Here is a 24,312-nt window from a genome sequence, read left to right on the forward strand (position 1 = left end):
ATAGCTTAGACAACGCCAGCCAGCGTCTCGATAACCTTTGTCAGCTGACTTGCCGGCCCAGCGTGCCGACACCGGCCGGGGGAATGACGAGCCTTCTCGACAATGGATGAGCCCGCCAGCCATGTGGAATTTTCCCAGTTTTTCCCGGCGCACGAAAAAGCCGCCTGGAGCATGGCCCCAAGCGGCTGATTCGTGGAAACTTTCTGGTGGAGCCTACCGGGATCGAACCGGTGACCTCAACACTGCCAGTGTTGCGCTCTCCCATCTGAGCTAAGGCCCCGTGCACTTGGCAATGCACATGCAATTGCCAAGCAACGGCGCGCATAGTAAGCAAGCGCGCTATTCGAGTCAAGCGGGTCAGGTCAAGAGCTGTCTCTGGCATCGATACGGTGGTTGCCAGTAAACTTAGAAAACAGGCAATCTGATTGCCATCCAAGCCGGCACGCCAAGACCGGCATCGCGTTGACAGCAGGAGCGTTCTTGATCCGGGTTCTAGTCGCAGACGACCATCACATGGTTCGCACCAGCATCGCACGCATGCTGGATGCCGAAGAGGGACTTCGTGTCGTCGGTGAAGCCGCCGATGGCGAAGCCGCCATCAGCCAGTGTCGCAAGGTGCGGCCGGATATCGTGCTCATGGACATTCGCATGCCGGGTATCGGCGGCCTCGAGGCGACCCGCAAGATTACCCGCGGCATGTCCGACATAAAGGTCTTGGTGCTGACCGCCTATCTCGAGGATACCTTCGCCCAGCGCCTGCTCGACGCGGGAGCCAGCGGTTTCATCAGCAAGGGTAGCGAGCTCGACGAGATGGTACATGCGATTCGTCAGGTGCATGCCGGGCAGCGCTTCATCAGCTCCGAGATCGCCCAGCGTCTGGTGCTGTCCAAGCTCGAGAGCCAGGACAACCCCTTCAACCAGCTATCCAGTCGGGAATTGCAGGTGGCGATGATGATCGTCAATTGCCACAAGGTCAGCGAGATCTCGGACAGCCTGTTCTTGAGCCCCAAGACCGTGAATACCTACCGCTATCGCATCTTCGAGAAACTGGGGGTGCAGTCCGACGTCGAACTGACCCACCTGGGACTGCGCTTCGGCCTGGTCGATGGCTACGAGAACCCGGCCTGAGCTCTCATCGAGCCGACTCTGCTACTCCATCCGCCTTCCCGAGAGCGTTTCCAACGACCTTTTCATGGGTGAAAGTGAACCGGCATGAGCTTCGACGCCAAACATTTTCTCAAGACCGTGAGCGAAGCGCCGGGCGTCTATCGGATGCTCGACGCGGATCAGAACGTGCTTTACGTCGGCAAGGCCAAGCGGCTCAAGGCCCGCCTGGCCAGCTATTTTCGTGGCGCACTCAATGCCAAGACCCAGGCACTGGTGTCACGTATCGCCGACGTGCAGGTGACGATCACCCGTAGCGAGACCGAGGCGCTGCTGCTCGAGCAGACCCTGATCAAGGAGCTGCGGCCGCCCTATAACATCCTGCTGCGCGACGACAAGTCGTATCCTTACGTGTTTGCCAGCGAGCGCCATCCCTACCCGGCGCTGGAATTCAAGCGCGTGCGCCACAAGCGCAACGATGGCCGCTATCTCGGTCCGTTCCCCAGTTCCGTCGCGGTGCGCGAAAGCCTGGCCCTGATGCAGAAGATCTTTCGCATCCGCAATTGCGAGGACAGCGTGTTCGCGCATCGCGCCCGGCCCTGCCTGCAGTATCAGATCAATCGCTGCAGCGCCCCCTGCGTCGACTACATAGACCAGGCGGATTACCGCCGCGATCTGGACCACGCAATCCTGTGCCTCGAAGGCAAGAGCGAGCAGGTCACCGAACAACTGACGGCGGCCATGGAAACAGCCAGCCAGGCGCTCGATTTCGAGGAAGCCGCGCGCCTGCGCGATCAGATCCAGCAACTGCGTCGCCTGCAGGAGCGTCAGATCGTCGACACCGGCAGCGGCGAGGCGGATGCCTTCGCGCTGGCCGAGCGGCCCGGCGGGCTATGCATCAGTGTCCTGACGGTACGCCAGGGGCGGGTGCTCGGCGCACGCAACTATGCCCCGGACAACGGCCTCGATTTGGCTAGCGGCGAGCTGCTCGGCGAATTCATCAGCCAGTATTACCTGGGCCAGGGCCGCGAAGTGCCCAGCGAGGTGCTCGGCAGCCATGCGCTACCCGACAGCGAATTGCTGCAATCGGCGCTCAGCGAGCACGCCGCGCGCCGGGTGCGCGTCGCCCATCAGGTGCGTGGTCACCGGGCCCAGTGGCTGCAGCTGGCACGCACCAACGCCGAGCAGCATCTGGCCAGCGAAATGGCCAATCGTAGCCAGCTTTCCAGGCGCTTCGAGGCCTTGCGCGCAGCGTTGGCCATGGATGCGCCCCCTCAGCGTATCGAGTGCTTCGATATCAGCCACAGTCACGGCGAGGCAACGGTTGCCTCGTGCGTGGTCTTCGGGCCCGACGGCCCCATGAAATCGGACTATCGACGCTTCAATATCGAAGGCGTGGCTGCAGGCGACGACTATGCCGCCATGCGGCAGGCATTGGAGCGGCGCTTCAAGCGCCTTCAGAAAGGCGAAGGCAAGTGCCCCGATGTCTTGCTGGTGGATGGCGGCAAGGGCCAACTGAACATGGCGCGTGAGGTCTTCGCCGAGCTCGATATAGTGGGCGTGCAGCTTGTCGGCGTTGCCAAGGGCACCACGCGCAAGCCGGGCCTGGAAACGCTGTTCCTGGAAACGGTCGACAATACCCTGAACCTGGATAGCGGCTCGCCGGCGCTGCACCTGATCCAGCATGTTCGCGACGAAGCGCATCGCTTCGCCATTACCGGTCATCGCCAGCGCCGGGACAAGGCGCGCCGCACTTCGACCCTGCAGGATATCCCCGGGGTCGGGCCCAAGCGTCGGCGCGAGTTGCTGCGCTTTTTCGGCGGCTTGCAGGGGGTGCGCCACGCCACCCGCGAAGAACTCGCGCGCGTACCGGGCATCAGCGTCAACATGGCGACGGCCATCCATCAGGCCCTGCATGGATGAGGCACGAGCGGGCAGGTACAATGAGCCTTCTCGATCATCGGCAAGGACGACCCAGGCAGCAATGAATATACCCAACCTACTGACTTTGGCGCGCCTCGTCTTCATTCCGCTGCTGGTGATCCTGTTCTACCTGCCCTTCGCCTGGAGTCTGCCACTCACCGCCGCGCTGTTCGGACTGGCCGCGATCACCGACTGGCTGGATGGCTATCTGGCCCGGCGCTGGGATCAGAGCACCCCGTTCGGCGCCTTCCTGGATCCGGTTGCCGACAAGGTCATGGTCGCCGTCGCTCTGGCGCTGCTGGTCGAGCGCTTCGATTCCGCACTGCTGACCTTGCCGGCACTGGTGATCATTGGCCGCGAGATCGTTATTTCGGCGCTGCGCGAATGGATGGCCGAGATGGGCAAACGCGCCAGTGTCGCGGTGTCATGGATCGGCAAGATCAAGACGACACTACAGATGGTTGCCCTGCTGTTGCTGCTCGGCACACCACCGGGCACCTGGGTCGCCAACCTCGGCATGATGACGCTCTACCTCGCCGCAATCTTGACGCTATGGTCGATGCTGCGGTATCTGCGTGCCGCCTGGCCGGAACTCACGCGCTCACTATAAAATCAGGATAAGCGTTTGACATGGCCACACTTATCCTTATAATACGCACTCGAGTCGAGCGGGAATAGCTCAGTGGTAGAGCATCGCCTTGCCAAGGCGAGGGTCGCGAGTTCGAATCTCGTTTCCCGCTCCAGCATTCGTTTCGACCAAGGAGTCAAGACACAGGGTCGCGAGCCGGAACGCCGGTCCGATCGATCTCGTTTCCCGCTCCAGCATTCGTTTCGACCAAGGAGTCAAGTTTCGGCTCCAGCGACAAGCGAAGCGCCTTTTGAGGCTGGATGGCAGAGTGGTTATGCAGCGGACTGCAACTCCGTGTACGCCGGTTCGATTCCGACTCCAGCCTCCACCTTATCCCGCCTGTGAGCTGTCTAGATTTCCCGACGCCCGGATGGCGAAATTGGTAGACGCAAGGGACTTAAAATCCCTCGGTGGTAACACCGTGCCGGTTCGAGCCCGGCTCCGGGCACCAAATCAATGAGTTATGTCGTTCTGTCCCTCGGCACCTCCAATCTTGGTCGCGTTTTGGTTGGCCGCGCAGCGACGATACCCCCCGCACCTCCTCCCTAGTCTCACTTGGCTGCAGAGATACGTCCCCCAATCCGCGTGCCGCACGTTGCGCAATCCGCAATGCCGAACGTTGAATTCATGCCCCGAGCCATCGGCCGCTCGCCGTCTTTATCGATATTCGCAATGAACCACTCGGTATCGATTGGTTCAAAGGAGCATATCGTAACAGGTTCTTCTGTTTGCCTAATCATCAACTTGGATTAATAAAAACGTCACCCGACATTGCTAGGCTGCGCACATCGGCAACGAGACAGGAGGTCTCATCGTATGCTTAATCGCTCAAGAAGGGTCGATTGCCCGCAATGCAGTGGAAGCAATTTTTGGAAAGGCGACCCAAAGCCGACCGACGAGCTTCACTGCCGCTATTGCAAGGCATTCGTCACCACCTACGATAATTACATACATGACCGCATCCGCAACGAGGCGGCTCAAACGCTTGCCAGATTCATCGAGGCCGACTCCGAGCAAGACTTGATGATGTTGCGAGAGGTGCTGGCCCACCCGCGTCGGCGCCACGTTAATCGTTGATGAACCCTGACTCAGAGCAGTCTTGCGCTAGGAGCGCGTCGGACTTGACACTGACCTACTGCGAATCCCGGCCTTTCGGCCAATTCCATCGATCCATTTCGTTAAATAGCGCGCTATTCGCCTCAATCGATCGATAAATTTGACTCGAAACCCGTGCTTCTCGTGACGATCGGCCAAGCCCGACAGACTCCTAGGCGATCAGCCATCTGCTCAGGCATCCCGGGAAACCGGTAAGTAGCTGATCAGGCTAGCTTGTAATTGAGGTTTGGGAGGAAGATCAGGCAAAATGCAGGTTCCCTGGGGCAGATAAAACCGGCCCGTCGGATTTTCTCTTCTTAAGGCAGCCGCTGTGATGACCGAAAGTGAACACGATGTGCTGATCATCGGCGGAGGCGTTGCCGGACTGACGCTGGCGCTGGAGCTCGCCGATCATCGCCGCGTCACGCTACTGCGCCCGGGGCGTGATGAAATCGGCGCGAGTGCTTGGGCTCAGGGAGGCATCGCCGCCGTTCTGGCACCGCACGATACGCTTGAAGCGCACGTCCAGGATACCCTGGTCGCCGGCGATGGTCTGTGTGACGAGCGAGCCGTTCGCTTTACCATCGAGAATGGTCCCGCCGCCATCGAGTGGTTGATCGGCCAGGGCGTACCCTTTACACGCGATCCCTCCCCCGAGGCCCCCTACCCCTATCACTTGACCCGCGAAGGCGGCCACGGCACGCGGCGCATCATTCATGCAGCCGATGCCACGGGACGAGTCGTTATCGACACGTTGCTCGCGCGGGCGGCTGCCCATCCACGGGTGCGCCTGGTCACCGAGCTGCAGGTCATCGAACTCCGTGCCGACAGCCAGGGCTGCTGTGGGGCATCGAGTCTCGACAGCGAAGGCCGCCTTCAACGCCTATCGGCGCGAGATACCGTGCTGGCCACCGGTGGCGCCAGCGGTCTCTATCGGCACACCACGAGCCCCAGCCCGGCATGCGGCGAGGGCATGGCCATGGCCGCCGCGCTGGGTGCGCGCCTGGCCGACCTGGAGTTCCAGCAGTTTCATCCCACCTGCCTCTTCGATCCCGACGGACCGGCGTTTCTGATCAGCGAAGCGGTACGCGGCGAAGGTGGCATCCTGCGCAATGCGCAGGGGCGACGCTTCATGCCGGACTATGACGAGCGCGGCGAACTGGCGCCGCGAGACATCGTCGCACGCGCGATTCAGGCAGAAATGCAACGTGCGCATGGTCAACATGTTGCGCTGGACGTCACTCATCTGCCTGCGCAGACGATCGAACATCACTTTCCGACCATCGTCGCCCATTGCCGGGCCCGCGGCATCGACATTCGTCATGAGTCGATCCCGGTCGTGCCGGCGGCACACTACAGCTGTGGCGGTGTCATGACGGATCTCCACGGCGCCAGCGACATAGCCCACCTCTACGCGATCGGCGAGGTTGCCCGCACGGGGCTACACGGGGCCAATCGCATGGCCAGCAACTCATTGCTGGAATGCCTGGTATTCGCACGTGCCGCCGCCGAGGCGTTGCGCCATGGCGAGAATCATGGCCAGTATCGATTGCCGACCCAGGGGGGGGGCGCAATCCCGCTCAATGAGCAGGCACCGCTCCCCTCTCGGGGCAAAGCGGACGCCCTGCTCGAGCGGCTACGCGCAGTGATGAGCGAACATGCCGCCATCGTTCGCAGCGATGCCGGCCTGATGACGGCTCGGACCCTATTGCAGGCCCTGCAAGACGACAGCGATAAATTGAATGAACGTTATAGAGCGACGATCGCCACTCGTCGGCTGAGTCATGCACTAATGGTGGCTTCTGCATTAGTCGACTCTGCCTTACAGCGCCGCGAATCGCGTGGCCTGCACTACAACCGCGATTGCCCACCAGCCAAGCCTTGAATACCCAGTGGGCACTCAGCCGTGAATGGCGCTCATTCGTTCCAGAGCAACAGGCGACGCAGATGCCAGCGCTGCCTCTGCTCGACGCTATCCACCCACAGCCAGTGACGCTGGCCCGCCACGTTCAGACCCGCCAAGAACGGACCGAGATAGATACAGGACACGACGACCGGCTGCCAGCCTCGCTCCCGCCTGCGCTGCCAACCGTTACCCTGCCCCGGCACCCAGCGAAGCGTCAGACCACGCGCCTGCCGCCACTCCCAGCAGAGCCCCGCGGCCATGCTTGCAGCCGAAGCGGCTGCCAGCCATAGCGGGCCATAGCGGGCAATCAAGACACACACGGCCAATGCCAACAGCGCCGAGCATGCCAATCCCAGCCTAGAGGGTGCGATATTGATCGTTACCGGACGTTTCAGCATATTCGACGATCATCTTGACGATCCGCCGTAGCGTATCGTCCTGCGGCCAATCGCGACGCATCAGCCAGATAAAGAGATCCTGATCCTCCTGCTCGATCAATGCCTGATAGGCGGCCTGGTCCGTGTCGTCGAGATCGCCATAGCGATGTTCGAGAAAGGGGATCAGGAGTAGGTCCAGCTCCCACATGCCACGGCGGGAATGCCAGTAAAGGCGCTTCAATGTGGTGTCTTCGGTCACCATTAGCCTCTTTTCAAGATGGAACTGACCGCGATTATACGCACCGAGCCGTACAGCGCGACATCCACATGACTGCGACCGCACCCGCCGGACTCTAATGCGTTGTTTTCTCACAGTTCGCGCAGTATGCTGACGAAAACAACAAGACGTGCCCTGCCTTAGGCAGGCCATCCGTGTGGAGTGAAAGTGATGACCAAGTCCGAGTTGATCGAACAAATCGCCATGCGACAGCCCGAGCTGTCAATCAAGGAAGTCGAAGCCGCCGTCCGCATCATCCTCGATGACATCACCGGTGAATTGGCCGATGGTGGCCGAGTAGAGATTCGCGGCTTCGGTAGTTTCTCGCTGCATTATCGCGAGCCCCGCGTCGGGCGAAACCCGAAGACCGGCGACCCGGTCGATCTGACGGGTAAATTCGTGCCACACTTCAAGCCGGGCAAGGAGTTGCGCGAACAGGTCAACGCCAGTCGCGCACTGGGTTACTGATTACTGATGCCCGATACAGCTTTGTCATAAGGAAACCGCTATGCGCTGGCTCAAAGGTCTGCTCCTCGCCATCATCCTGCTGGTGGTGCTGCTGCTGGGAATTCTCTTCGCCGTCAATAACCAGCAGGCGTTGCCTTTGAACTTGATCTGGGTCGAGTTGCCACCGGCATCGCTGTCGCTCTGGCTACTCATCGCCCTCGCTCTTGGCGTGATCCTTGGCATGCTCGCCATGACCGGCGTGTATCTGCGCCTGCGCACCCTGCTCACCCGCGCCCAGCGCCATAACCAGCAGCAACGCAAGGAGCTCGATCGGCTGCGCATCCAGGAGTTCAAGGACACCCCCTAGATGCTTGATCTAAAGCTGCTGGTCCTGTTACTGGCGGCAATCGCCATTGGCTGGTGGCTGGGCCGACTCGAGAGCCGCCGACACGCAAGACATCAACACCGCTCATCGCCGTTGTCGCGTGACTACTTCGTCGGCCTCAACTACCTACTCAACGAGCAGCCCGACCGGGCGATCGAAACTTTTGTCCAGGCGCTCGAGGTCAACAGCGACACCATCGAGACCCATATCGCCCTGGGCAACTTGTTCCGCTCACGCGGCGAAGCCGATCGCGCAGTCAAGATTCACCAGAACCTGCTGGCTCGGCCCTCGTTGACCGCTCTGCAAAGCGACCAGGTCCAGCTCGAACTATCGCGTGACTTCCTGCACCTGGGGCTTCTGGATCGCGCCGAAAGATTGCTTCTAGGACTCTTGCGGGCCAGCCCCGATTCCGCCCGCCTGAAACCCGCCAAGCTCCTGCTGGTGGATCTGTACGAGCGTGAACGTGAGTGGGCCAAGGCCCTGGAAGTAGCGCAGCCGCAACTGATCCATGAGGAGGCCGACATTCGCCGTGCAGCCGCTCACTGGCTATGCGAGCTGGCCCAGCAAGACAGGCATACCGCCAGCCCGGCACTGGCTCGCAAGCGTCTGCGCCAAGCTTTGAGCATCGATGATCGCTGTGTACGCGCCAATTGGCTGATCGCCGAGCTGGAGCGTGAAGCCGGCAATTACAAGGCGGAGATCCGAACGCTCCAACGCCTCGCTCGCCAGGACCATGACTTCACACCTATCGTTCTGGAACCGTTGCGAGACGCCTACCTTAAACTCGAAGACGAAAAAGGCCTGGTACGTTGCCTGAATCAATGGGTGAGCGAAGCCCCGCATATCAGTACAGTGATCATGCTGGCCCGCCTGACCGAACAGCATGAAGGCATCAACGCGGCCGCCAATGTCATTAGCAACCAGCTCGCTGCCACGCCCAGCTTGCGCGGGGTCGACTACCTGATGGACCTCTACATTGCCGAAGCAGGTCCCGAACAACAGCATTTTTCGCTGCTCAAACGGCACACCGGAAAGCTGCTCGAATCCCGGCCTCGTTTTCGTTGCCATCGTTGCGGCTTTGAAGGCGCCCACCTGCATTGGCAGTGCCCTCGGTGCCGTAGCTGGGGCGTAACCAAGCCAATTACCGGACTGGAAGGTGAATGATTCGCTCTCACAGCTCGCGCTCGATCGCCTCCAGCGCCGCCATGGGATCGGTGGCCTCGGTTACCGGGCGCCCAATCACCAGATGAGTGCTTCCCGCGGCTAGCGCCTGGGCCGGGGTCAGTATACGCCGCTGGTCTGCTTGCCGGGCAAACGAAGGGCGGATGCCGGGCGTGACCTTGAGAAAGGCCTTGCCGTACAGATCCTCGAGCCGGCTGGCCTCCTGCGCCGAACACACCACCCCATCCAGCCCCGTCTGCTGAGCCAGTTGCGCCAGCCGCTCGACCTGCGACTCGGGCGTTGTGTCTAGGCCGACCTCGGCCAGGTCCTGTCGCTCGAGACTGGTCAAGACCGTCACTGCGATGAGTTGTGTCTTGAAGCGCTGTGCATCGAGACGCTCCCGAGCCGCCAGCATCATGCGTCGCCCTCCCGAAGCATGAACGTTGACCATCCATACGCCCTGCTCGGCGGCTGCCTGAACGGCTCCGGCCACGGTATTGGGTATGTCATGGAACTTGAGGTCGAGAAACACTTCGAAGCCCCGCCCATGCAGCGCTTCGAGAACGGCGGGTCCGCTACGAGTGAACAGCTCCTTGCCGACCTTGAGTCGGCAGCGTGCAGGATCCAACTGATCCGCCATGCACAGAGCCGCATCCAGCGACGAATAGTCGAGAGCGATGATCAGCGGTGAGGTTTGACTAGGCATGGCGGCTCCAATAGCGACAAATGACCGCTAGTATATCAGCCCCGCCCGAGCGAACTGCAGCCTGACGGCAAGCAACAAATGGCAAAAGACTGACACCATCTATCGTCAATAGCTTACATGAAATGACGAACACGCCAACATCGCCGCGGTACCGATTGCTTTAGGGTGAGAACGGTAACTCGCCGAAATCAATAAAATCAGCATCAGAACGACAAGAAAGGAGGAAAGATGTCCCAACTGCTCAAGGCTGTGCTCATCTCGCTGGCCATTGCCATGGCATCCTCGTCGGTGGCAGCTCAGGAAACGACTCAGATCAACGTCAATACCGCTGACGAAGTGACCTTGGCTCAACTCCCCGGCATCGGTGAGGTGAAGGCGCGCGCCATCGTCATGGATCGCAAGAACAACGGCAGTTACCAAACCGCTGACGATCTCGCTCGCGTCGACGGAATCGGCGAAGGCACCATCGACAACCTGCGTGAACAGATAACTTTCTAACTTCTATGCCATCCGTGCATAACGAGCATGCCGACAAGCATGCCCGTTATGCCCGCCGGTATGGCCGGGTTTGGTGCTAGATGCGCAACCCACCATCGCATTCGATAACGCGCCCGCTGAAATAAGTATTCTCGAAAATATAGCGAACGCTTTGAGCGATATCCTCGGGCTGGCCAAGTCGCCCCAACGGAATACCCTTGGTTATTTTTTCCAGCACGCCGGAACGCATCGATGATGTCATTTCAGTCTCGATGAATCCCGGCGCCACGGCGCCGACGCGAATGCCGTAACGCGCCAGCTCCTTTGCCCAGGTCACGGTCAACGAGGCGACGCCAGCCTTGGCCGCGGCGTAGTTGCTCTGCCCCATGTTGCCGGCACGAGAGATACTGGAGATATTGACAATGACCCCCTGCAGGCCGTTGTCGATCATCTGGCGAGCCGCCTCACGCCCACAGAGAAAGACGCCAGTCAGATTGACATCGAGAACCTGCTGCCACTGGGAAAGGGACATGGTTTTCTCGACCCGGCCGTCTTTGACCTTGACCAGAAGGCCGTCACGGGTAATGCCCGCATTATTGACCAGCCCCGATAGCGGTCCCAGTCGATCATGTATCTTTGCGAAGCAGCGCTCTACAGCATCCTCTTGAGCGATATCCGCCACGAACGCTTCAGCAACGATGCCCAACTCGGCAAGTTGCCCCGCGGCCTGAGCCAGGCATTCCTCGTCCCGGTCCACGAGTGCCAGCCGCGCGCCGCACTCACCTAGCAACTTGGCCATGGCCAGCCCCAGTCCCTGAGCCCCGCCGGTTATCGCAATGACGGCACCATTGAGTTCCATGACGTTCTCCTTCGAGCAGTTAGTGTTGTGCGGCGCAATATAAGGAAAGGTAGCACGCCATCCCGTTCGCCTGCCATCATTGCGACTGGGCAAGGCCAGCAAACTTGCTTTTTGCGCAAGCGCCTTCATCTCGATTGTATGAATTCATGGGAGAGCCTATGCCGATCTTATTGTTCTTCACGTTATTTGCCTTGCTGGACTTCGCCATCCTGTTTTCGGTCGGCTCGCAGATCGGGCTACTGACTACCTTGGTGCTTGTCATAGGCACTGGCTTTCTGGGACTACATCTAGTCAAGCGGGAAGGCGTCTCCACGCTCCAGCGTGCGCAACAGCGGTTCGCGCAAGGCGAAATTCCTTCTGACGAGCTAATGACCGGTGCTGCATTGATTTTCGGCGGCGCCCTGCTCATGGCGCCCGGCTTTCTTTCCGACGCCTTGGGCTTCATGTGCCTGTTGCCGAATTCGCGCCGTTTGCTCGGCAGGCTATTGAAGAAGCTGCCTGGACGAATGAGCGTTTACTCGATGCACTCGCGTTATCGACCCGGTAATACGGGGTGGAGCGAGGATGTGAGCCCCACATCGGACAGCAGCGATGCTTCAGAGGAAATGACCTCCCGTAGCAACGACCCCCTGGAAGGAGACTTCCTGGGACGCGATGAAACGCGGCGGTGAATTTTTTTCATCGAAGGCCTTGAAAGGCCATGGCGAGGCCCCATCAAGTGATCAGCGATAAGCTTCGGTAGGCGGCCAGGCCGCAGACCATCAACACCGGCGAGGATCGCTCGCCGCCCGTGAGCCTTGCTCATCAGGGAAATGCGTTTGAGTTATGCAACCATCAGGAGAACGTGAGCAATGAACATCCGTCCCTTGCACGATCGCGTCGTTGTCCGTCGCGTCGAAGAAGAACAGAAAACCGCTGGCGGTATCGTGCTTCCGGGCAATGCCCAGGAAAAGCCGACTCGGGGCGAAGTCCTCGCCATCGGTAACGGCCGGATTCTCGATAACGGAGAAGTACGCCCGCTGGACGTCAAGGTCGGTGACACCGTCATCTTCAAGGAAGGCTTCGGCGTCGAGAAACAGAAGATCGATGGTGAAGAAGTTCTTATCATGAGCGAGACAGACATTCTCGCCGTCGTTGAAGGCTGATCAACGGGCGGGCTCGTACTCGCTCCCGTAGGGTTATCACTATTTCGTTCATCGCACTAATTTCAGGAAGTTACGAAAATGGCAGCGAAACAGATCAAGTTCTCAGATGATGCACGCAAGCGCATGGCGCGCGGCGTTAACGTACTGGCTGACGCCGTCAAGGCCACGCTGGGTCCGAAGGGCCGCAACGTAGTGCTCGAGAAATCCTTCGGCGCTCCGACCGTCACCAAGGACGGCGTTTCCGTCGCCAAGGAGATCGAGCTCAAGGATCGCTTCGAGAACATGGGCGCCCAGATGGTCAAGGAAGTCGCTTCCAAGACGTCCGACGTCGCTGGCGACGGCACCACGACGGCTACCGTCCTGGCACAGTCCATCGTCAACGAAGGGCTCAAGGGCGTCACTGCCGGCATGAACCCGATGGATCTCAAGCGCGGCATCGATCAGGCCGTGGTTGCTGCCGTCAAGGAGATCGAGCAGCTCGCCGTGCCTTGTACCGATTCCAAGGCGATCGCCCAGGTCGGCACCATTTCCGCCAATGGTGATGCGCGCATCGGTCAGATCATCGCCGAGGCAATGGAGAAAGTCGGCAAGGAAGGTGTCATTACCGTCGACGAAGGCCGTGGTTTCGAAGACGAGCTGGAAGTCGTCGAAGGCATGCAGTTCGACCGCGGTTATCTCTCGCCCTACTTCGTCACCAACCAGGAAACCATGGCGGTCGAGCTGGAAGACCCGCTCCTGCTGCTGGTCGACAAGAAGATCTCCAACATCCGCGAGCTTCTTCCCGTGCTCGAGAGCGTTGCCAAGGCCGGCAAGCCGTTGGTGATCATCTCCGAAGACATCGAAGGCGAAGCCTTGGCGACACTGGTCGTCAACAACATGCGCGGCATCGTCAAGGTTGCGGCTGCCAAAGCGCCCGGCTTCGGCGATCGTCGCAAGTCCATGCTCCAGGATATCGCCATCCTTACCGGCGGCACCGTGATCTCCGAGGAAGTGGGTCTGACCCTCGAGCAGGCCAACCTGGATCACCTGGGCAGCGCCAAGCGCATCACCATGTCCAAGGAAAACACCACCATCATTGATGGTTCCGGTTCCGAGGGGGACATCGAAGCGCGTGTCGGCCAGATTCGCGCCCAGATCGAAGAAACCTCTTCCGATTATGACCGCGAGAAGCTTCAGGAACGCGTCGCCAAGCTGGCCGGTGGCGTAGCCGTCATTCGCGTCGGTGCCGCTACCGAAGTCGAGATGAAAGAGAAGAAGGCCCGCGTCGAAGACGCGCTGCACTCTACTCGCGCGGCCGTCGAAGAAGGCGTGGTGCCTGGCGGTGGTACCGCGCTGATCCGTATCCTGACCAAGATTCAGGGACTCAAGGGCGACAACGAAGACCAGACTCACGGTATCTCTATCGCGCTGCGCGCGATGGAAGCTCCGCTACGCCAGATCGTGACCAACGCTGGCGAAGAAGCTTCGGTCATCGTCAATCGCATCAAGGACGGCGAAGGCAACTTCGGTTATAACGCGCAGACCGGCGAATACGGCGATCTGTTCGAGATGGGTGTCCTCGACCCGGCCAAGGTGACTCGCTCTGCGCTGCAGTCCGCCGGTTCCGTGGCAGGCCTGATGATCACCACCGAAGCCATGATCGCCGAAGATCCGGACGAGAAGGAAGCCGGTGGTGCCCCCGATATGGGCGGCATGGGCGGTATGGGCGGCATGATGTAAGCTGTCCGCTTTCTGTCACTGCTTGCGGTGACACTTAAGACCGCCTTTAGGCACAATGCCAGTCAGCTAACGCTGACTGGCATTTTCTTGGCGCAGTACTTGTGTGGCCTGGGGCTGACCGGTCGAATACGATCGCTCGCGGCGCCCCGGCAGGATCTCCTGCCTGTTTCACGCTGATCTGCGAAGAACCCAATTTTTCCTCACTCGAGCGTACACCCCGGTACGGCGCTCGATCGGAAAAACTTCTGTGAAACCCATTATCTGCGCGATCATCACGGCACCTGATGCAACATCCGGTCTAGGCAGGACGCGGCAAATACTCTAGGCTGAGTGGATTCAAACATCTGTTCGAATCGGTTCCGCCAGCTCATCGCTGCACGCTCCGGAGAGCCTCCATGATCGAAACCCTGCTCATCGTCCTGGCCGCCGTCGGCCTGATCATCGTCATGCAACGCGAAGCCGGTGCGCTGGCCGCCGTCGCCGTGCCCGGCATACTCGGCCTGGCCGGCCTGCTGACCGGCGCGCCGGTGACCGGCATCCTGCTGCTGATCGTCGCTGGCGCAGTCGCCGCCTGCGGGCTGCCGGCATTGCGCCGGGCCTGGCTCACGCCAAGCATCTTCGCGGCCTTCAAGAAAGTCGCGCCCAGGGTCTCCGACACCGAACGCTCGGCGCTCGAGGCCGGCACCGTCTCCTGGGACGGCGAGCTGTTCTCGGGGCGCCCGCAGTGGCAGCGCCTGCTCGACTACCGCAACGACGGCCTGAGCGACGAGGAACGCGACTTCCTCGAACACCAATGCTCGGTGGCGGCGGGGATGTGCAACAGTTGGGAGATCGCCCGCGAGCGCGCCGACCTGCCCGAGGCGCTATGGAACTACCTGCGCCGGGAAGGCTTCTTCGGCATGATCATCCCCAAGCGGTACGGTGGCCTGGGCTTCTCGGCCAAGGCGCAATCGGCGGTGCTGCAGAAGCTGGTGGTCAACGAGACGTTGATGATCTCGGTCGGCGTGCCCAATTCACTGGGGCCGGGCGAGCTGCTGCTCAAGTACGGCACCGAGGAGCAGAAGAACCATTATCTACCGCGGCTCGCCGACGGTCGTGACATTCCTTGCTTCGGCCTGACCGGGCCGCGCGCCGGCTCGGACGCCACCTCGCTGCCCGATGTCGGCGTGGTGTGCCGCGGCATGCATAACGGCGAAGAGGTGCTGGGTCTCAAGCTGACCTTCGAGAAGCGCTGGATCACGCTTGCCCCGATCGCCACCGTGGTCGGCCTGGCGTTCCGGATGTTCGACCCCGACAAGCTGCTCGGCGACGAGAGCGACCTGGGCATCACCTGCGCGCTGATTCCCCGCGACACGCCGGGAATGGAGATCGGCCGCCGCCACCATCCGATCGGCAGTCCGTTCATGAACGGCCCGATCGTTGGCCGCGACGTGTTCATTCCGCTGGACACCATCATCGGCGGCCCCGAGATGGCCGGCCACGGCTGGCGCATGCTGGTCGAGTGCCTGTCGGTGGGGCGCTGCATCACGCTGCCCTCGGGGGCGGCCGGCGTGGGTCGCTATGCCGCCGGCTGGTCGGGCGGTTTCACCCGCATCCGCCGCCAGTTCAATATGCCCGTCGCCGAGATGGAGGGCGTGCAGGAACCGCTGGCGCGGCTCACCGCGCACGCCTACATCGCCCAGGCCGCGGTGATGCAGACCGCCAACCTGATCGATCACGGCGTCAAGCCCTCGGTGCCCTCGGCGATCCTCAAGAGTCAGCTCACCGAGTTCCAGCGCAGCATCCTCGGCGACGCCATGGACGTGCACGGCGGCAAGGCGGTGACTCTCGGGCCGCGCAACTATCTGGGCCTGGGCTGGAGCGCGGTGCCGGTATCGATTACCGTCGAGGGCGCCAACATCATGACCCGCAACCTGATGATCTTCGGCCAGGGGGCGATTCGCTGCCATCCCTACGTGCTCGAGGAACTGGCGGCCAAGGACAGCGACGACCGGCAGGCCTTCGACCGCGCGTTCTTCCGCCACGTCGGGCTGATCTTCGGCAACGCCGCCCGCGCCCTGACCCAGGGGCTGGGCCTGTCGCGGCCGAGCGTGCCCTTCGACGAGATCGCCACGCCCTATGCCCGCGACATCATGCGTCTGTCGGCCGGCTTCGGGCTGTGCGCCGACGCCGCCATGGCCAGCCTGGGCTCGAGCCTCAAGAAACGCGAGATGCTCTCGGCACGCCTCGCCGACGTGCTCTCGAATCTGTACCTGGCGTCGATGCTGATCAAGCAGTGGCACGAGGGCGACAACGTCGAGCACGAGGCGGCGCTGTTCCACTACAGCTGTCGCACGCTGCTCTACCGTGCCGAGCAGGCCTTCGTCGAACTCTTCGATAACCTGCCCACCCGGGGCCTGGCGCGCACCTTGGCGGTGATCGTGCTGCCGCTGGGGCGCAAGTGGCGCAAGCCCGACGACACCCTGACCCGAGAAATCGCCCAGGCGATCTCCACCGCCACGCCGCTGCGCGCCAAGCTGATCGCCTATACCTGGAGCACCCAGCAGGAGGAGGAGCAGGACAATCCACTGGCCCGCTACAACGCCCTGCTCGCCGACTATCCGCGTGCCGAGCCGCTGTACCGGGCGATCGGCAAGGCCTACGCCAAGGGCGACCTGCCCGCCGAGGCGCTGCATCCCGAACAACGCCTCGAAGCGGCCGTGGAAGCGGGCCTGATCGACGACGCAGACGCTGCCTTCATGCGCGCCTACGAACGGGAAGTGCTGGAAATGCTCAGCGTCGACGACTTCGCCTTCGACGCCTTCGCGACCGAGAAGGACAAGGTGGTCTGGCACGCGGCCGGTTAGGTATGCACGTCGGCATCGACCAACTCAACGCCCGGCCAAATGGCCGGGCGTTGAGTTTTGAGCGCTCGATATTACGGCAGCAGCACGGTCGAGCCGGTGGTCCGGCGCGAGGCCAGGGCCTGCTGGGCCTCGCCGGCCTTTTCCAGCGGGAAGCGCTGGGCGACGTTGACCTTTACCTGGCCGCTTTCCAGCACCCCGAACAGGTCCTGGCACATCGCCTCGAAGCGTTCACGGGTGTCGGCATAGCCGTTGAGGCTCGGGCGGGTGACGAACAGCGAGCCCTTCTGATTGAGGATGCCGATGTTGACGCCCTCGACCGCCCCCGATGAGTTGCCGAAACTGACCATCAGTCCGCGCTTCTGCAGGCAATCGAGCGAGGTTTCCCAGGTGTCCTTGCCGACCGAGTCGTAGACCACCGGCACCATCGCCCCATCGGTCAGTTCGCGCACCCGTTCAGCGACGTTCTCGCGGGTGTAGTCGATGGTCGCCCAGGCGCCATTGCTGATCGCCAGCTCGGCCTTTTCCGCCGAGCCGACGGTGCCGATCAGCTTGACCCCCAGCGCCCGCGCCCACTGGCAGGCGATCGACCCGACCCCGCCGGCGGCGGCATGGAACAGGATCGTCTCGCCCTGCTCGACGCGATGCGTCTGGCGCAGCAAGTATTGGGTGGTCAGGCCCTTGAGCATTGCCGCGGCGGCAGTTTCGAAGTCGATGCCGTCGGGCAGCACCACGACCTTGTCGGCCGGCAGCACATGCAGTTCGGCGTAGGCGCCCAGCGGGCCCTGGGCATAGGCGACGCGGTCGCCGGGCTTCAAGTGAGCGACGCCCTCGCCGACGGCATCGACGACACCCGCACCCTCGGTACCCAGGCCGGAGGGCAGGCCCGGTGCCGGGTAGAGTCCGGTGCGGAAGTAGATGTCGATGAAGTTCAGGCCCACCGCATGATTCTTGACCCGTACCTCGCCGGCCGCGGGTTCGCCGGGCTCGCTATCGACGTATTCCAGAACCTCGGGGCCGCCGGTGCGGGAAAACTGGATTCGCTTGGCCATGACGCAATGCTTCCTTTATCGCTCGATGGGATCGTCTCACCTTACAAGCGCGCGACGGGCAAGGCTAGAATCGCGGCATGGACAGGCACTACAGCCTTTCGGGAAAGTTCTCGAGCCCAGTGACGAAGCGCTGCTTGTAGCCCTCGAACACCTCGCGATCCTGCTTGAACGACTGGATGATCGCACCCTGATCGAAGCCCAGGCTCTGCGGCAGATCGTCGAGCCCCGAGGCCGGGTGCCTGGGGCCGAGACCGACGCGTAGCCCGCATGGCTCGTCGAACCAGCGCTCGATCCCGCAGCGCGTGAACATCGCCTGCTGATCGGCGTCGCCGGCGTTGACCCGCAACGGGGCCTTGTGGGCCAGCTCGCTGACCAGCGCCTCGCCGGGCTGGATGACGCTGTCGCTGGGCAGGCCTTGCAGCATCGCCAGCTCCATGCTGCGGCCCTCGGCATCGAGCACCAGCAGGGCCAGCGCCACCGGCCGGCTGTCGCGATCGGTCAGCGCCAGCACCTGGGCGGCTTCCTGGCGCATCAGAATACCCAGCGTACCGGCGAAGCTCGCCAGCGGCACGATGCCCGCCTCGCGGCCGAAGACCTCGACGCACAACCGCGCCAGGCAAGCTTCGCACTGGGCCTTGTCCTTCACATTGACTACTCTCATGAATTCTCCGCTCATCACGGCCTTGAGATATCGGCGTCGCAGCCTAGCACATCGCCGCCACTGCTTTCGCCGCTTTCTCGCTTGCGCGCGCCATGGTCATGCAACGGCAAGATGCGCGTTTCAGAATAAATGATACGCTAGCGCTGCCCGACTGCCTGAATTCGAATCAAGCGGTACGGGCAGGCCGAATGATGCCACCCGAGAGAACGCCCGCCATGACCGCCAGCCTGCACATTAAGCCTATGACGCACACCGAAGCCGAAGCGGATGACCACGCCCCACCGGCGCTGATCGCCCATCGCGGGCTATCGGCGCACGCGCCCGAGAACACCCTGGCCGCGGTGCAGGCGGCCCACGAGGCCGGCTGCGGCTGGGTCGAGCTCGACGTCCAGTTGCTCGGCGACGGTACTCCGGTGATCTGGCACGACAGCGGATTGAAACGCTGCGCCGGGGTCGGCGGACGCCTGAGCCGGCTCGATCTGGCGGCGGCCCGACGACTCGACGCCGGCCGCTGGTTCTCGCCGGCGTTTGCCGGCGAGGGCATGGCGACGCTCGACGAAATGCTGGCGCTGATCGAGCGTCTCGGAATGGGCCTCAACCTGGAGATCAAGGTCGGGCGCGGTCGCGATGCAGAGGCGCTGGTCGCCGCCGCCCTGCCCCCCACGCTGCAACGCCTGCCCAGCGAACGGTTGATCGTCTCGTCATTCGATATCCGCGCGCTGCGCGCCTTGCGGGGCATGCAGCCGGATGCACGGCGACTGCGCCTGGGCCTGCTCTACGACAGAGCGCCCCGCACCTGGCTGGCGCAGGCCGAAGCGCTCGACGCCTACAGCCTGCACGTCGACTGGCATCGCCTGAAGCCGGCGCTTGCGCGAAGCATCGCCGCCAGCCCCTATCGGTTGCTGTGCTACACCGTCAACGAGCGCAACGTCTATCAGCGGTTGCGCGCCTGGGGTGTCGACGGCGCGATCAGCGACGATCCGCTGCGTCTCGACCCGGAATATGCGCGGCTTGCCAGCGCCGATTGACGGGCATGCAACGCCGCCGGCCAGCATCCAGGCATAGCAGGCCGGCCGAGTGCTGCTTGGCTTAGCAGGCATCGACTTTTTTGCGGCTAATTAACCCACGTTAAAGCAATCTTTATCGGCTGTGCCATTGTTATTGCGTTGAGCATGGACAAGCCCAACGGGACAGCAAGGATGCACAGCGCGATGCCCGGTCAGGGACGACCGGGCTTTTGCGACATGCGAGCGCTGCCAGACGCCAGCCACGTTGACTTGCCCGCCTCTCGCCCGCAGAATCCCCCACCGTCGAGACACGGGTGCTCGGGAAGCGGGTGAGACCCCCGCACTGCCCCCGCAACGGTGTTCGCGTTCCATCGATGACCGATCTCGGCTTCGTCTGAAAAGTCGACGAGCGATGGCCAGGCAAGGCAAAAATTGGCGAAAAGACGGAGTTTACGGGTTGTAAATGAGTACTTTGAGCCAATTTTTAACGCCGCATGGTCGAGCGCAGGCACTTTTCGGACCAAGCCTCGCAAAATGACCGGCAACGCCGGCTAGCCCGAACGATCAAGCCACTGCCCGCCGGGTGGGAAGGCGTCATCGATGCGAGGCGACAGATGCAATTCGTCTGTCAATCGCCTCGCGCGCGTCAGTCCGGAGACCGGCCTGCGTCTCTTCACTGGCTGATGCGGAGGGCTTCGCCAGTGACGACCGGCGTGCGTGGTCCTTCTCCCTCTTGCGAGCGATCGCGTCGCGACCCTTCCGGGCTGTCGTCACCCTGTGTCCTCCTCATCGCGTATAACTCTGCGCGCTTGAGGATCATTCCATGCACTATCAGAACCATTCGCTCTGGCTGGCTGTCGGCCTGGCAACCGCCGCTCCGTTGCTCAACACGGCACAGGCCGAGCAACGTCTGAACACCGTCCAGGTGACGGCCAACCGCCTGCCGCAATCGCAAGCCGACGTGATGGCCAGCACCACCGTCATCGAACGCGCGGAGATCGAACGGCTGCAGGCCAGCTCGGTGGTCGAACTGCTGCAGGGCCGCGCCGGCATCGAGCTGACCCAGAACGGCGCACCGGGCGCCCAGTCGAGCCTGTTCCTGCGCGGCAGCGAATCCGATCAAACCCTGATTCTCGTCGATGGCGTGCGCATCAACTCGGCGGCCAGCGGCGGCGCCAGCCTGGAGTTCCTGCCGCCAGCGGCCATCGAACGCATCGAGATCGTGCGCGGACCCCGCGCCGCAGCCTATGGCGCCGATGCCATCGGCGGCGTCATCCAGATATTCACCCGCGATGCCCGGGCCACCGGCACTCAGGCCAGTTTGAGCGCGCGTGCCGGCAGCGACGACAGCTACCGTCAGAATGCGCGATTCGCCATCGGCGACGCCGACACACGCCTCGATGCCACGCTGTTTCGCCGCGACGGCGACGGCTTCAATGCGACCCGGGCCGACACCAGCGGCGAACGTGACGGCTTCGAGCGCGAAGGCGGCCAACTGGGTCTATCCCAGCGTTTCAACGATCGGCTTGATTTCAGCTTCAACGCCCTGCGCCAGAACATCGATACCGAGTATGACGACTGCTACCCCGCCGGGGCCCCGGGAGCTTCACAGGACTGCCGAACCAAAGGTTATCTGCAGACCTTTGGCGGACAACTTGACGTCGCTCTCGAGCCCGACTGGAACATGATTCTCACCGCCGGTCATTTCGACGAGCAACGAGAAGAGCGTTATGCCGGCGACCGCAACAGCCGCACGGCGTCGCACCGCAACGAGTTGGGAGTGCAGCATCGCTTCACGCGAACCAATGGCGTCGATGTTCTAGGTCTCGACTACCGCGAGGAACGGCTCGATTACGACGATTACGCCTACGGCTCGCAATATCAGAAGGACAGTCGCGAAAACTATGGCCTATACGCCATGGTTCAACGCCAGTACGGCGCCCATGAGCTGTCGGCATCGCTGCGCTACGACGACGATTCGCGTTTCGGTGACGAAACCACCGGCAATCTGGGTTATGCCTATCGGCTGACCCAGTTTCAGCGGATCGGCGTCAGTTATGGCACCGCCTTCAAGGCACCCAACCTGATCGATCTCTATGGCCCTTACGGCACCAACCCGGATCTCGATGCCGAAACCTCGAAGACACTGGAAGCCTTCTGGGCCTTGAATCGCGGCCCGTGGGACGCACGAGTCACCGCCTTCGAGAGTCGAATCGACGATCTGATCAGCTACGATGCGGCGACTTATATTCCCTACAACGTGGATGAATCGCGCATTCGGGGCGTCGAGTTGAGCGGCGGCTGGCAGCAGGCAGGCCTCAGCCTGCGCGCCAGCCTGACCTACCAGGATCCCGAGAACCGAGACACCGGCGATCGCCTCAAGCGTCGCGCCCGGATCTTCGGTCGTCTCGATGCCGACTACAGATTCGCTGCCTGGTCCCTTGGAGCCACCCTGCGCGCCGCTGGTGACCGTCGCGATACGCAGTTCTCCTTCCCTTACGGTGATACCACCACTGCCGGCTACGGTGTAGTCGACCTGCGCACCGCCTGGCAGGTGACGCCGATGATCGAGCTTTCCGCCAAGCTCGAGAACGCACTCGACAAGCGCTATCAACTGGTCGATGGCTACACTACCCAGGATCGCTATATCGAGGGAGGCATCACCCTGCGCCTGTAAAGTCACGGTGGTGTCGGTATGCATGGCATGGGTAGCCCGCGCCATGCATTACCGGCATTATACGTTGGTCGTTAACAGGAGTTCGTTAGCGGGATGCTCCCGGGCACCATCGCCCCTATTGAAAATCCTAGCTTCGGACTGGTTATACGCGCGCCGTAGACGCGGTGCATGACCCATCTCGTTCCAGGGAAGAGCACGATGAACCGACGTGATTTCCTGAAGGCCACCAGTGTCCTGGGCAGCGCCTTCCTGCCTATCTCCACGGTCCTCGCCGCGGTCGACGGCTCCACCAAGACCATCGGCCCCAGCGAATCGTTCAGCTTTGCCTGGCTCAAGGGCCTGGCCCGATATATCTCCAACCAGGCCAGCGAGGGCGCCAAGCCCAATCTGCCGCCCGAGCTTCAGGACTTGAGCTGGGACGAATATCAGGCGATCAGCTTCAGCAAGGATCAGGATATCTGGGCGGATAACGCGCAATCCAGCTTCCGTGCAGAGCTTTTTCACCTGGGGCTGTATTTCAAGAAGCCGGTCAAGATCTACGAGATCGTCAATGGCCAGGCTCGGGAAATCGCCTACGACCCGGCGATGTTCGACTATGGCAATTCAGGTATCGACGGCGAGAAACTGCCCGAGGATCTGGGCTTTGCCGGCTTTCGGCTGTTCTATAAAAGTGACTGGCAACGCGACATGGTGGCCTTCCTCGGCGCCAGCTACTTTCGCGCGGTCAGCGAGTCCATGCAGTACGGCATGTCGGCCCGCGGCCTGGCGATCGACACCGGGCTCGGCAAGCCGGAGGAGTTTCCCGATTTCACGCGATTCTGGCTCGAGCAGCCCGCCGACCAGAGCGATGTCGTCAACGTCTATGCGCTGCTGGAATCCGACAGCGTCGCCGGCGCCTACCGTTTCGCGATCACCGTCAACGATGGGGTGGTCATGGAGGTCGACTCGGCACTCTATCCGCGCAAGCCGATCGAGCGCCTGGGCGTGGCCCCGCTGACCAGCATGTACATGGTCGGCGAGAACGACCAGCAGGCCAACTGGGACTGGCGCACCGAGATTCATGACTCGGATGGTCTGTCGATGTATACCGGCAATGGCGAGTGGCTATGGCGGCCGCTGGTCAACCCGCCGCAGTTACGCTTCAACGCCTATGCCGACGAGAATCCGCGAGGCTTCGGCCTGCTCCAGCGAGACCGCAATTTCGACCACTATCAGGACGATGGAGTCTTCTATGAGCGCCGCCCCTCGGTATGGATCGAACCCAAGTCCGGCTGGGGCAAGGGCTCGATCCAGTTGATCGAGATCCCCACCCTCGATGAAACCTTCGACAATATCGTCGCCTTCTGGAATCCCGACGAGCCGATCAAGCCCGGCAGCGAGATGCTGTTCGGCTACCGCATCTACTGGCGTGACCGCCCACCCGCCCAGCCGGAGCTGGCCCGATGCGTGGCGACCCGCACCGGTATCGGCGGCGAGGTCGGCAAGATCCGCGAATACTTCAGCTGGCGCTTCGTGATCGACTTCCAGGGCGGCCCCTTCCCCTTCGACGCCGACCAGGACGTCGAGGTCGTACCGGTCATCGAGAATTCCGCCGGCCGCGTCGAGATCACCTCGGCCCGGCCGCTGAACGAAATCCAGGGCTACCGGGCAATGTTCGATGTGGTGCCCCCCGGCGACGGCACCGAGCCGATCAACCTGCGGGTCTATCTCAAGGCCGGCGACAAGCCGCTCACCGAAACCTGGATCTACCAGTGGACGCCGCCGCCGGCCGACGACCGCGATCTGCACAATCCCGGCCACCTGCTGTCAGAGAAGCAGTCGTAGCGATAGGCTTGTTGCTTTCACAGCTTTCCTTATACTGTA

General features: G+C 62.0%; 22 protein-coding genes and 4 tRNA genes. 19 read left to right on the forward strand and 7 right to left on the reverse strand.

Annotated elements, in window-relative coordinates; translation table 11 throughout:
• Positions 1-204: 204 nt before the first annotated feature.
• Positions 205-280 (reverse strand) — tRNA-Ala (locus tag HALZIN_RS0108820).
• A gap of 200 nt (positions 281-480) precedes the next feature.
• Here HALZIN_RS0108820 and uvrY point away from each other — a divergent pair.
• The 8 genes from uvrY to nadB all read left to right on the forward strand — a co-directional run bounded on the left by uvrY (position 481) and on the right by nadB (position 6,635).
• Entirely contained in the window at positions 481-1,128 is a 648-nt protein-coding gene (uvrY, locus tag HALZIN_RS0108825) for a UvrY/SirA/GacA family response regulator transcription factor (protein ID WP_031383858.1), read from the forward strand.
• Positions 1,129-1,212: 84 nt separating this feature from the next.
• On the forward strand, positions 1,213-3,027 hold the full coding sequence (gene uvrC, locus HALZIN_RS0108830) for an excinuclease ABC subunit UvrC (RefSeq protein WP_031383859.1): 1,815 nt from the start codon (positions 1,213-1,215) through the stop codon (positions 3,025-3,027).
• A 61-nt stretch (positions 3,028-3,088) separates the two neighbouring features.
• The gene (gene pgsA, locus HALZIN_RS0108835) at positions 3,089-3,637 is read left to right on the forward strand and encodes a CDP-diacylglycerol--glycerol-3-phosphate 3-phosphatidyltransferase (RefSeq protein ID WP_031383860.1); all 549 of its coding nucleotides are present in this window, start codon (positions 3,089-3,091) and stop codon (positions 3,635-3,637) included.
• 58 nt (positions 3,638-3,695) lie between these two features.
• A tRNA-Gly gene (locus tag HALZIN_RS0108840) sits at positions 3,696-3,770 on the forward strand.
• Between the two features lie 139 nt (positions 3,771-3,909).
• Positions 3,910-3,983: transfer RNA gene (locus tag HALZIN_RS0108845), tRNA-Cys, on the forward strand.
• Positions 3,984-4,019: 36 nt separating this feature from the next.
• Positions 4,020-4,106, forward strand: a tRNA-Leu gene (locus tag HALZIN_RS0108850).
• Between the two features lie 365 nt (positions 4,107-4,471).
• Complete coding sequence (locus tag HALZIN_RS0108855; RefSeq protein ID WP_031383861.1) at positions 4,472-4,732, forward strand: hypothetical protein; 261 nt, start codon at positions 4,472-4,474, stop codon at positions 4,730-4,732.
• A gap of 352 nt (positions 4,733-5,084) precedes the next feature.
• Complete coding sequence (nadB, locus tag HALZIN_RS0108860; RefSeq protein WP_035575263.1) at positions 5,085-6,635, forward strand: L-aspartate oxidase; 1,551 nt, start codon at positions 5,085-5,087, stop codon at positions 6,633-6,635.
• A 32-nt stretch (positions 6,636-6,667) separates the two neighbouring features.
• On the opposite strand, the gene HALZIN_RS0108865 is transcribed toward nadB, so the two are convergent.
• Together HALZIN_RS0108865 and HALZIN_RS0108870 are read right to left on the reverse strand one after the other, a co-directional pair.
• A complete protein-coding gene (locus HALZIN_RS0108865) occupies positions 6,668-7,054 on the reverse strand; it encodes a hypothetical protein (protein WP_150113102.1) in 387 nt (128 codons plus the stop codon).
• Entirely contained in the window at positions 7,014-7,241 is a 228-nt protein-coding gene (locus HALZIN_RS0108870; RefSeq protein WP_422723645.1) for an FAD assembly factor SdhE, read from the reverse strand. Before HALZIN_RS0108870 ends, HALZIN_RS0108865 begins: the two co-directional genes overlap by 41 nt.
• Before the next feature lie 240 nt (positions 7,242-7,481).
• Here HALZIN_RS0108870 and HALZIN_RS0108875 point away from each other — a divergent pair, with 240 nt between their 5' ends.
• Genes HALZIN_RS0108875 through lapB form a run of 3 tightly spaced genes read left to right on the forward strand, consistent with a single transcriptional unit; the run spans position 7,482 to position 9,306 of the window.
• Positions 7,482-7,778 carry an integration host factor subunit beta gene (locus tag HALZIN_RS0108875; protein ID WP_031383865.1) on the forward strand — a complete coding sequence of 99 codons (297 nt, stop codon included), beginning with the start codon at positions 7,482-7,484 and terminating at the stop codon, positions 7,776-7,778.
• Between the two features lie 40 nt (positions 7,779-7,818).
• On the forward strand, positions 7,819-8,124 hold the full coding sequence (locus HALZIN_RS0108880) for a lipopolysaccharide assembly protein LapA domain-containing protein (protein WP_031383866.1): 306 nt from the start codon (positions 7,819-7,821) through the stop codon (positions 8,122-8,124).
• Positions 8,125-9,306 carry a lipopolysaccharide assembly protein LapB gene (gene lapB / locus HALZIN_RS0108885; RefSeq protein ID WP_031383867.1) on the forward strand — a complete coding sequence of 394 codons (1,182 nt, stop codon included), beginning with the start codon at positions 8,125-8,127 and terminating at the stop codon, positions 9,304-9,306. It abuts the gene before it with no gap.
• Between the two features lie 7 nt (positions 9,307-9,313).
• Here the strand turns inward: lapB and pyrF are convergent, their stop codons facing one another.
• The gene (pyrF, locus tag HALZIN_RS0108890) at positions 9,314-10,009 is read right to left on the reverse strand and encodes an orotidine-5'-phosphate decarboxylase (protein ID WP_031383868.1); all 696 of its coding nucleotides are present in this window, start codon (positions 10,007-10,009) and stop codon (positions 9,314-9,316) included.
• 228 nt (positions 10,010-10,237) lie between these two features.
• On the opposite strand from pyrF, the gene HALZIN_RS0108895 reads away from it, so the two are divergent.
• Complete coding sequence (locus HALZIN_RS0108895) at positions 10,238-10,507, forward strand: ComEA family DNA-binding protein (RefSeq protein ID WP_031383869.1); 270 nt, start codon at positions 10,238-10,240, stop codon at positions 10,505-10,507.
• Between the two features lie 76 nt (positions 10,508-10,583).
• Here the strand turns inward: HALZIN_RS0108895 and HALZIN_RS0108900 are convergent, their stop codons facing one another.
• Positions 10,584-11,345, reverse strand: a complete 762-nt coding sequence (locus HALZIN_RS0108900) for an SDR family oxidoreductase (protein WP_031383870.1) — start codon at positions 11,343-11,345, stop codon at positions 10,584-10,586.
• A gap of 158 nt (positions 11,346-11,503) precedes the next feature.
• On the opposite strand from HALZIN_RS0108900, the gene HALZIN_RS0108905 reads away from it, so the two are divergent.
• From HALZIN_RS0108905 to HALZIN_RS0108920, 4 genes are all read left to right on the forward strand, one after another.
• Complete coding sequence (locus HALZIN_RS0108905) at positions 11,504-12,016, forward strand: FxsA family protein (protein WP_031383871.1); 513 nt, start codon at positions 11,504-11,506, stop codon at positions 12,014-12,016.
• A gap of 180 nt (positions 12,017-12,196) precedes the next feature.
• Positions 12,197-12,490, forward strand: coding sequence for a co-chaperone GroES (locus tag HALZIN_RS0108910; protein ID WP_031383872.1), 294 nt, complete (start codon positions 12,197-12,199; stop codon positions 12,488-12,490).
• A 78-nt stretch (positions 12,491-12,568) separates the two neighbouring features.
• Complete coding sequence (gene groL, locus HALZIN_RS0108915; RefSeq protein ID WP_031383873.1) at positions 12,569-14,209, forward strand: chaperonin GroEL; 1,641 nt, start codon at positions 12,569-12,571, stop codon at positions 14,207-14,209.
• Between the two features lie 395 nt (positions 14,210-14,604).
• Positions 14,605-17,055: an acyl-CoA dehydrogenase gene (locus HALZIN_RS0108920; RefSeq protein WP_031383874.1), complete on the forward strand. Its 2,451-nt coding sequence runs from the start codon at positions 14,605-14,607 to the stop codon at positions 17,053-17,055.
• A gap of 71 nt (positions 17,056-17,126) precedes the next feature.
• Here HALZIN_RS0108920 and HALZIN_RS0108925 read toward each other — a convergent pair whose 3' ends face one another.
• Entirely contained in the window at positions 17,127-18,104 is a 978-nt protein-coding gene (locus HALZIN_RS0108925) for an NADPH:quinone reductase (protein ID WP_031383875.1), read from the reverse strand.
• Between the two features lie 88 nt (positions 18,105-18,192).
• Positions 18,193-18,765, reverse strand: a complete 573-nt coding sequence (locus HALZIN_RS0108930; RefSeq protein ID WP_031383876.1) for a hypothetical protein — start codon at positions 18,763-18,765, stop codon at positions 18,193-18,195.
• 242 nt (positions 18,766-19,007) lie between these two features.
• On the opposite strand from HALZIN_RS0108930, the gene HALZIN_RS0108935 reads away from it, so the two are divergent.
• From HALZIN_RS0108935 to HALZIN_RS0108945, 3 genes are all read left to right on the forward strand, one after another.
• A complete protein-coding gene (locus HALZIN_RS0108935; RefSeq protein WP_051907611.1) occupies positions 19,008-19,793 on the forward strand; it encodes a glycerophosphodiester phosphodiesterase family protein in 786 nt (261 codons plus the stop codon).
• A gap of 802 nt (positions 19,794-20,595) precedes the next feature.
• The gene (locus HALZIN_RS0108940) at positions 20,596-22,449 is read left to right on the forward strand and encodes a TonB-dependent receptor domain-containing protein (protein ID WP_031383878.1); all 1,854 of its coding nucleotides are present in this window, start codon (positions 20,596-20,598) and stop codon (positions 22,447-22,449) included.
• 198 nt (positions 22,450-22,647) lie between these two features.
• Positions 22,648-24,273 (forward strand): OpgD/OpgG family glucan biosynthesis protein, encoded by a 1,626-nt coding sequence (locus tag HALZIN_RS0108945; RefSeq protein WP_031383879.1) that lies wholly within the window; start codon positions 22,648-22,650, stop codon positions 24,271-24,273.
• Positions 24,274-24,312: the final 39 nt, after the last annotated feature.

Origin of the sequence: Halomonas zincidurans B6, from assembly GCF_000731955.1 — a bacterium.
GTDB classification, from domain to species: Bacteria; Pseudomonadota; Gammaproteobacteria; order Pseudomonadales; family Halomonadaceae; genus Modicisalibacter; species Modicisalibacter zincidurans.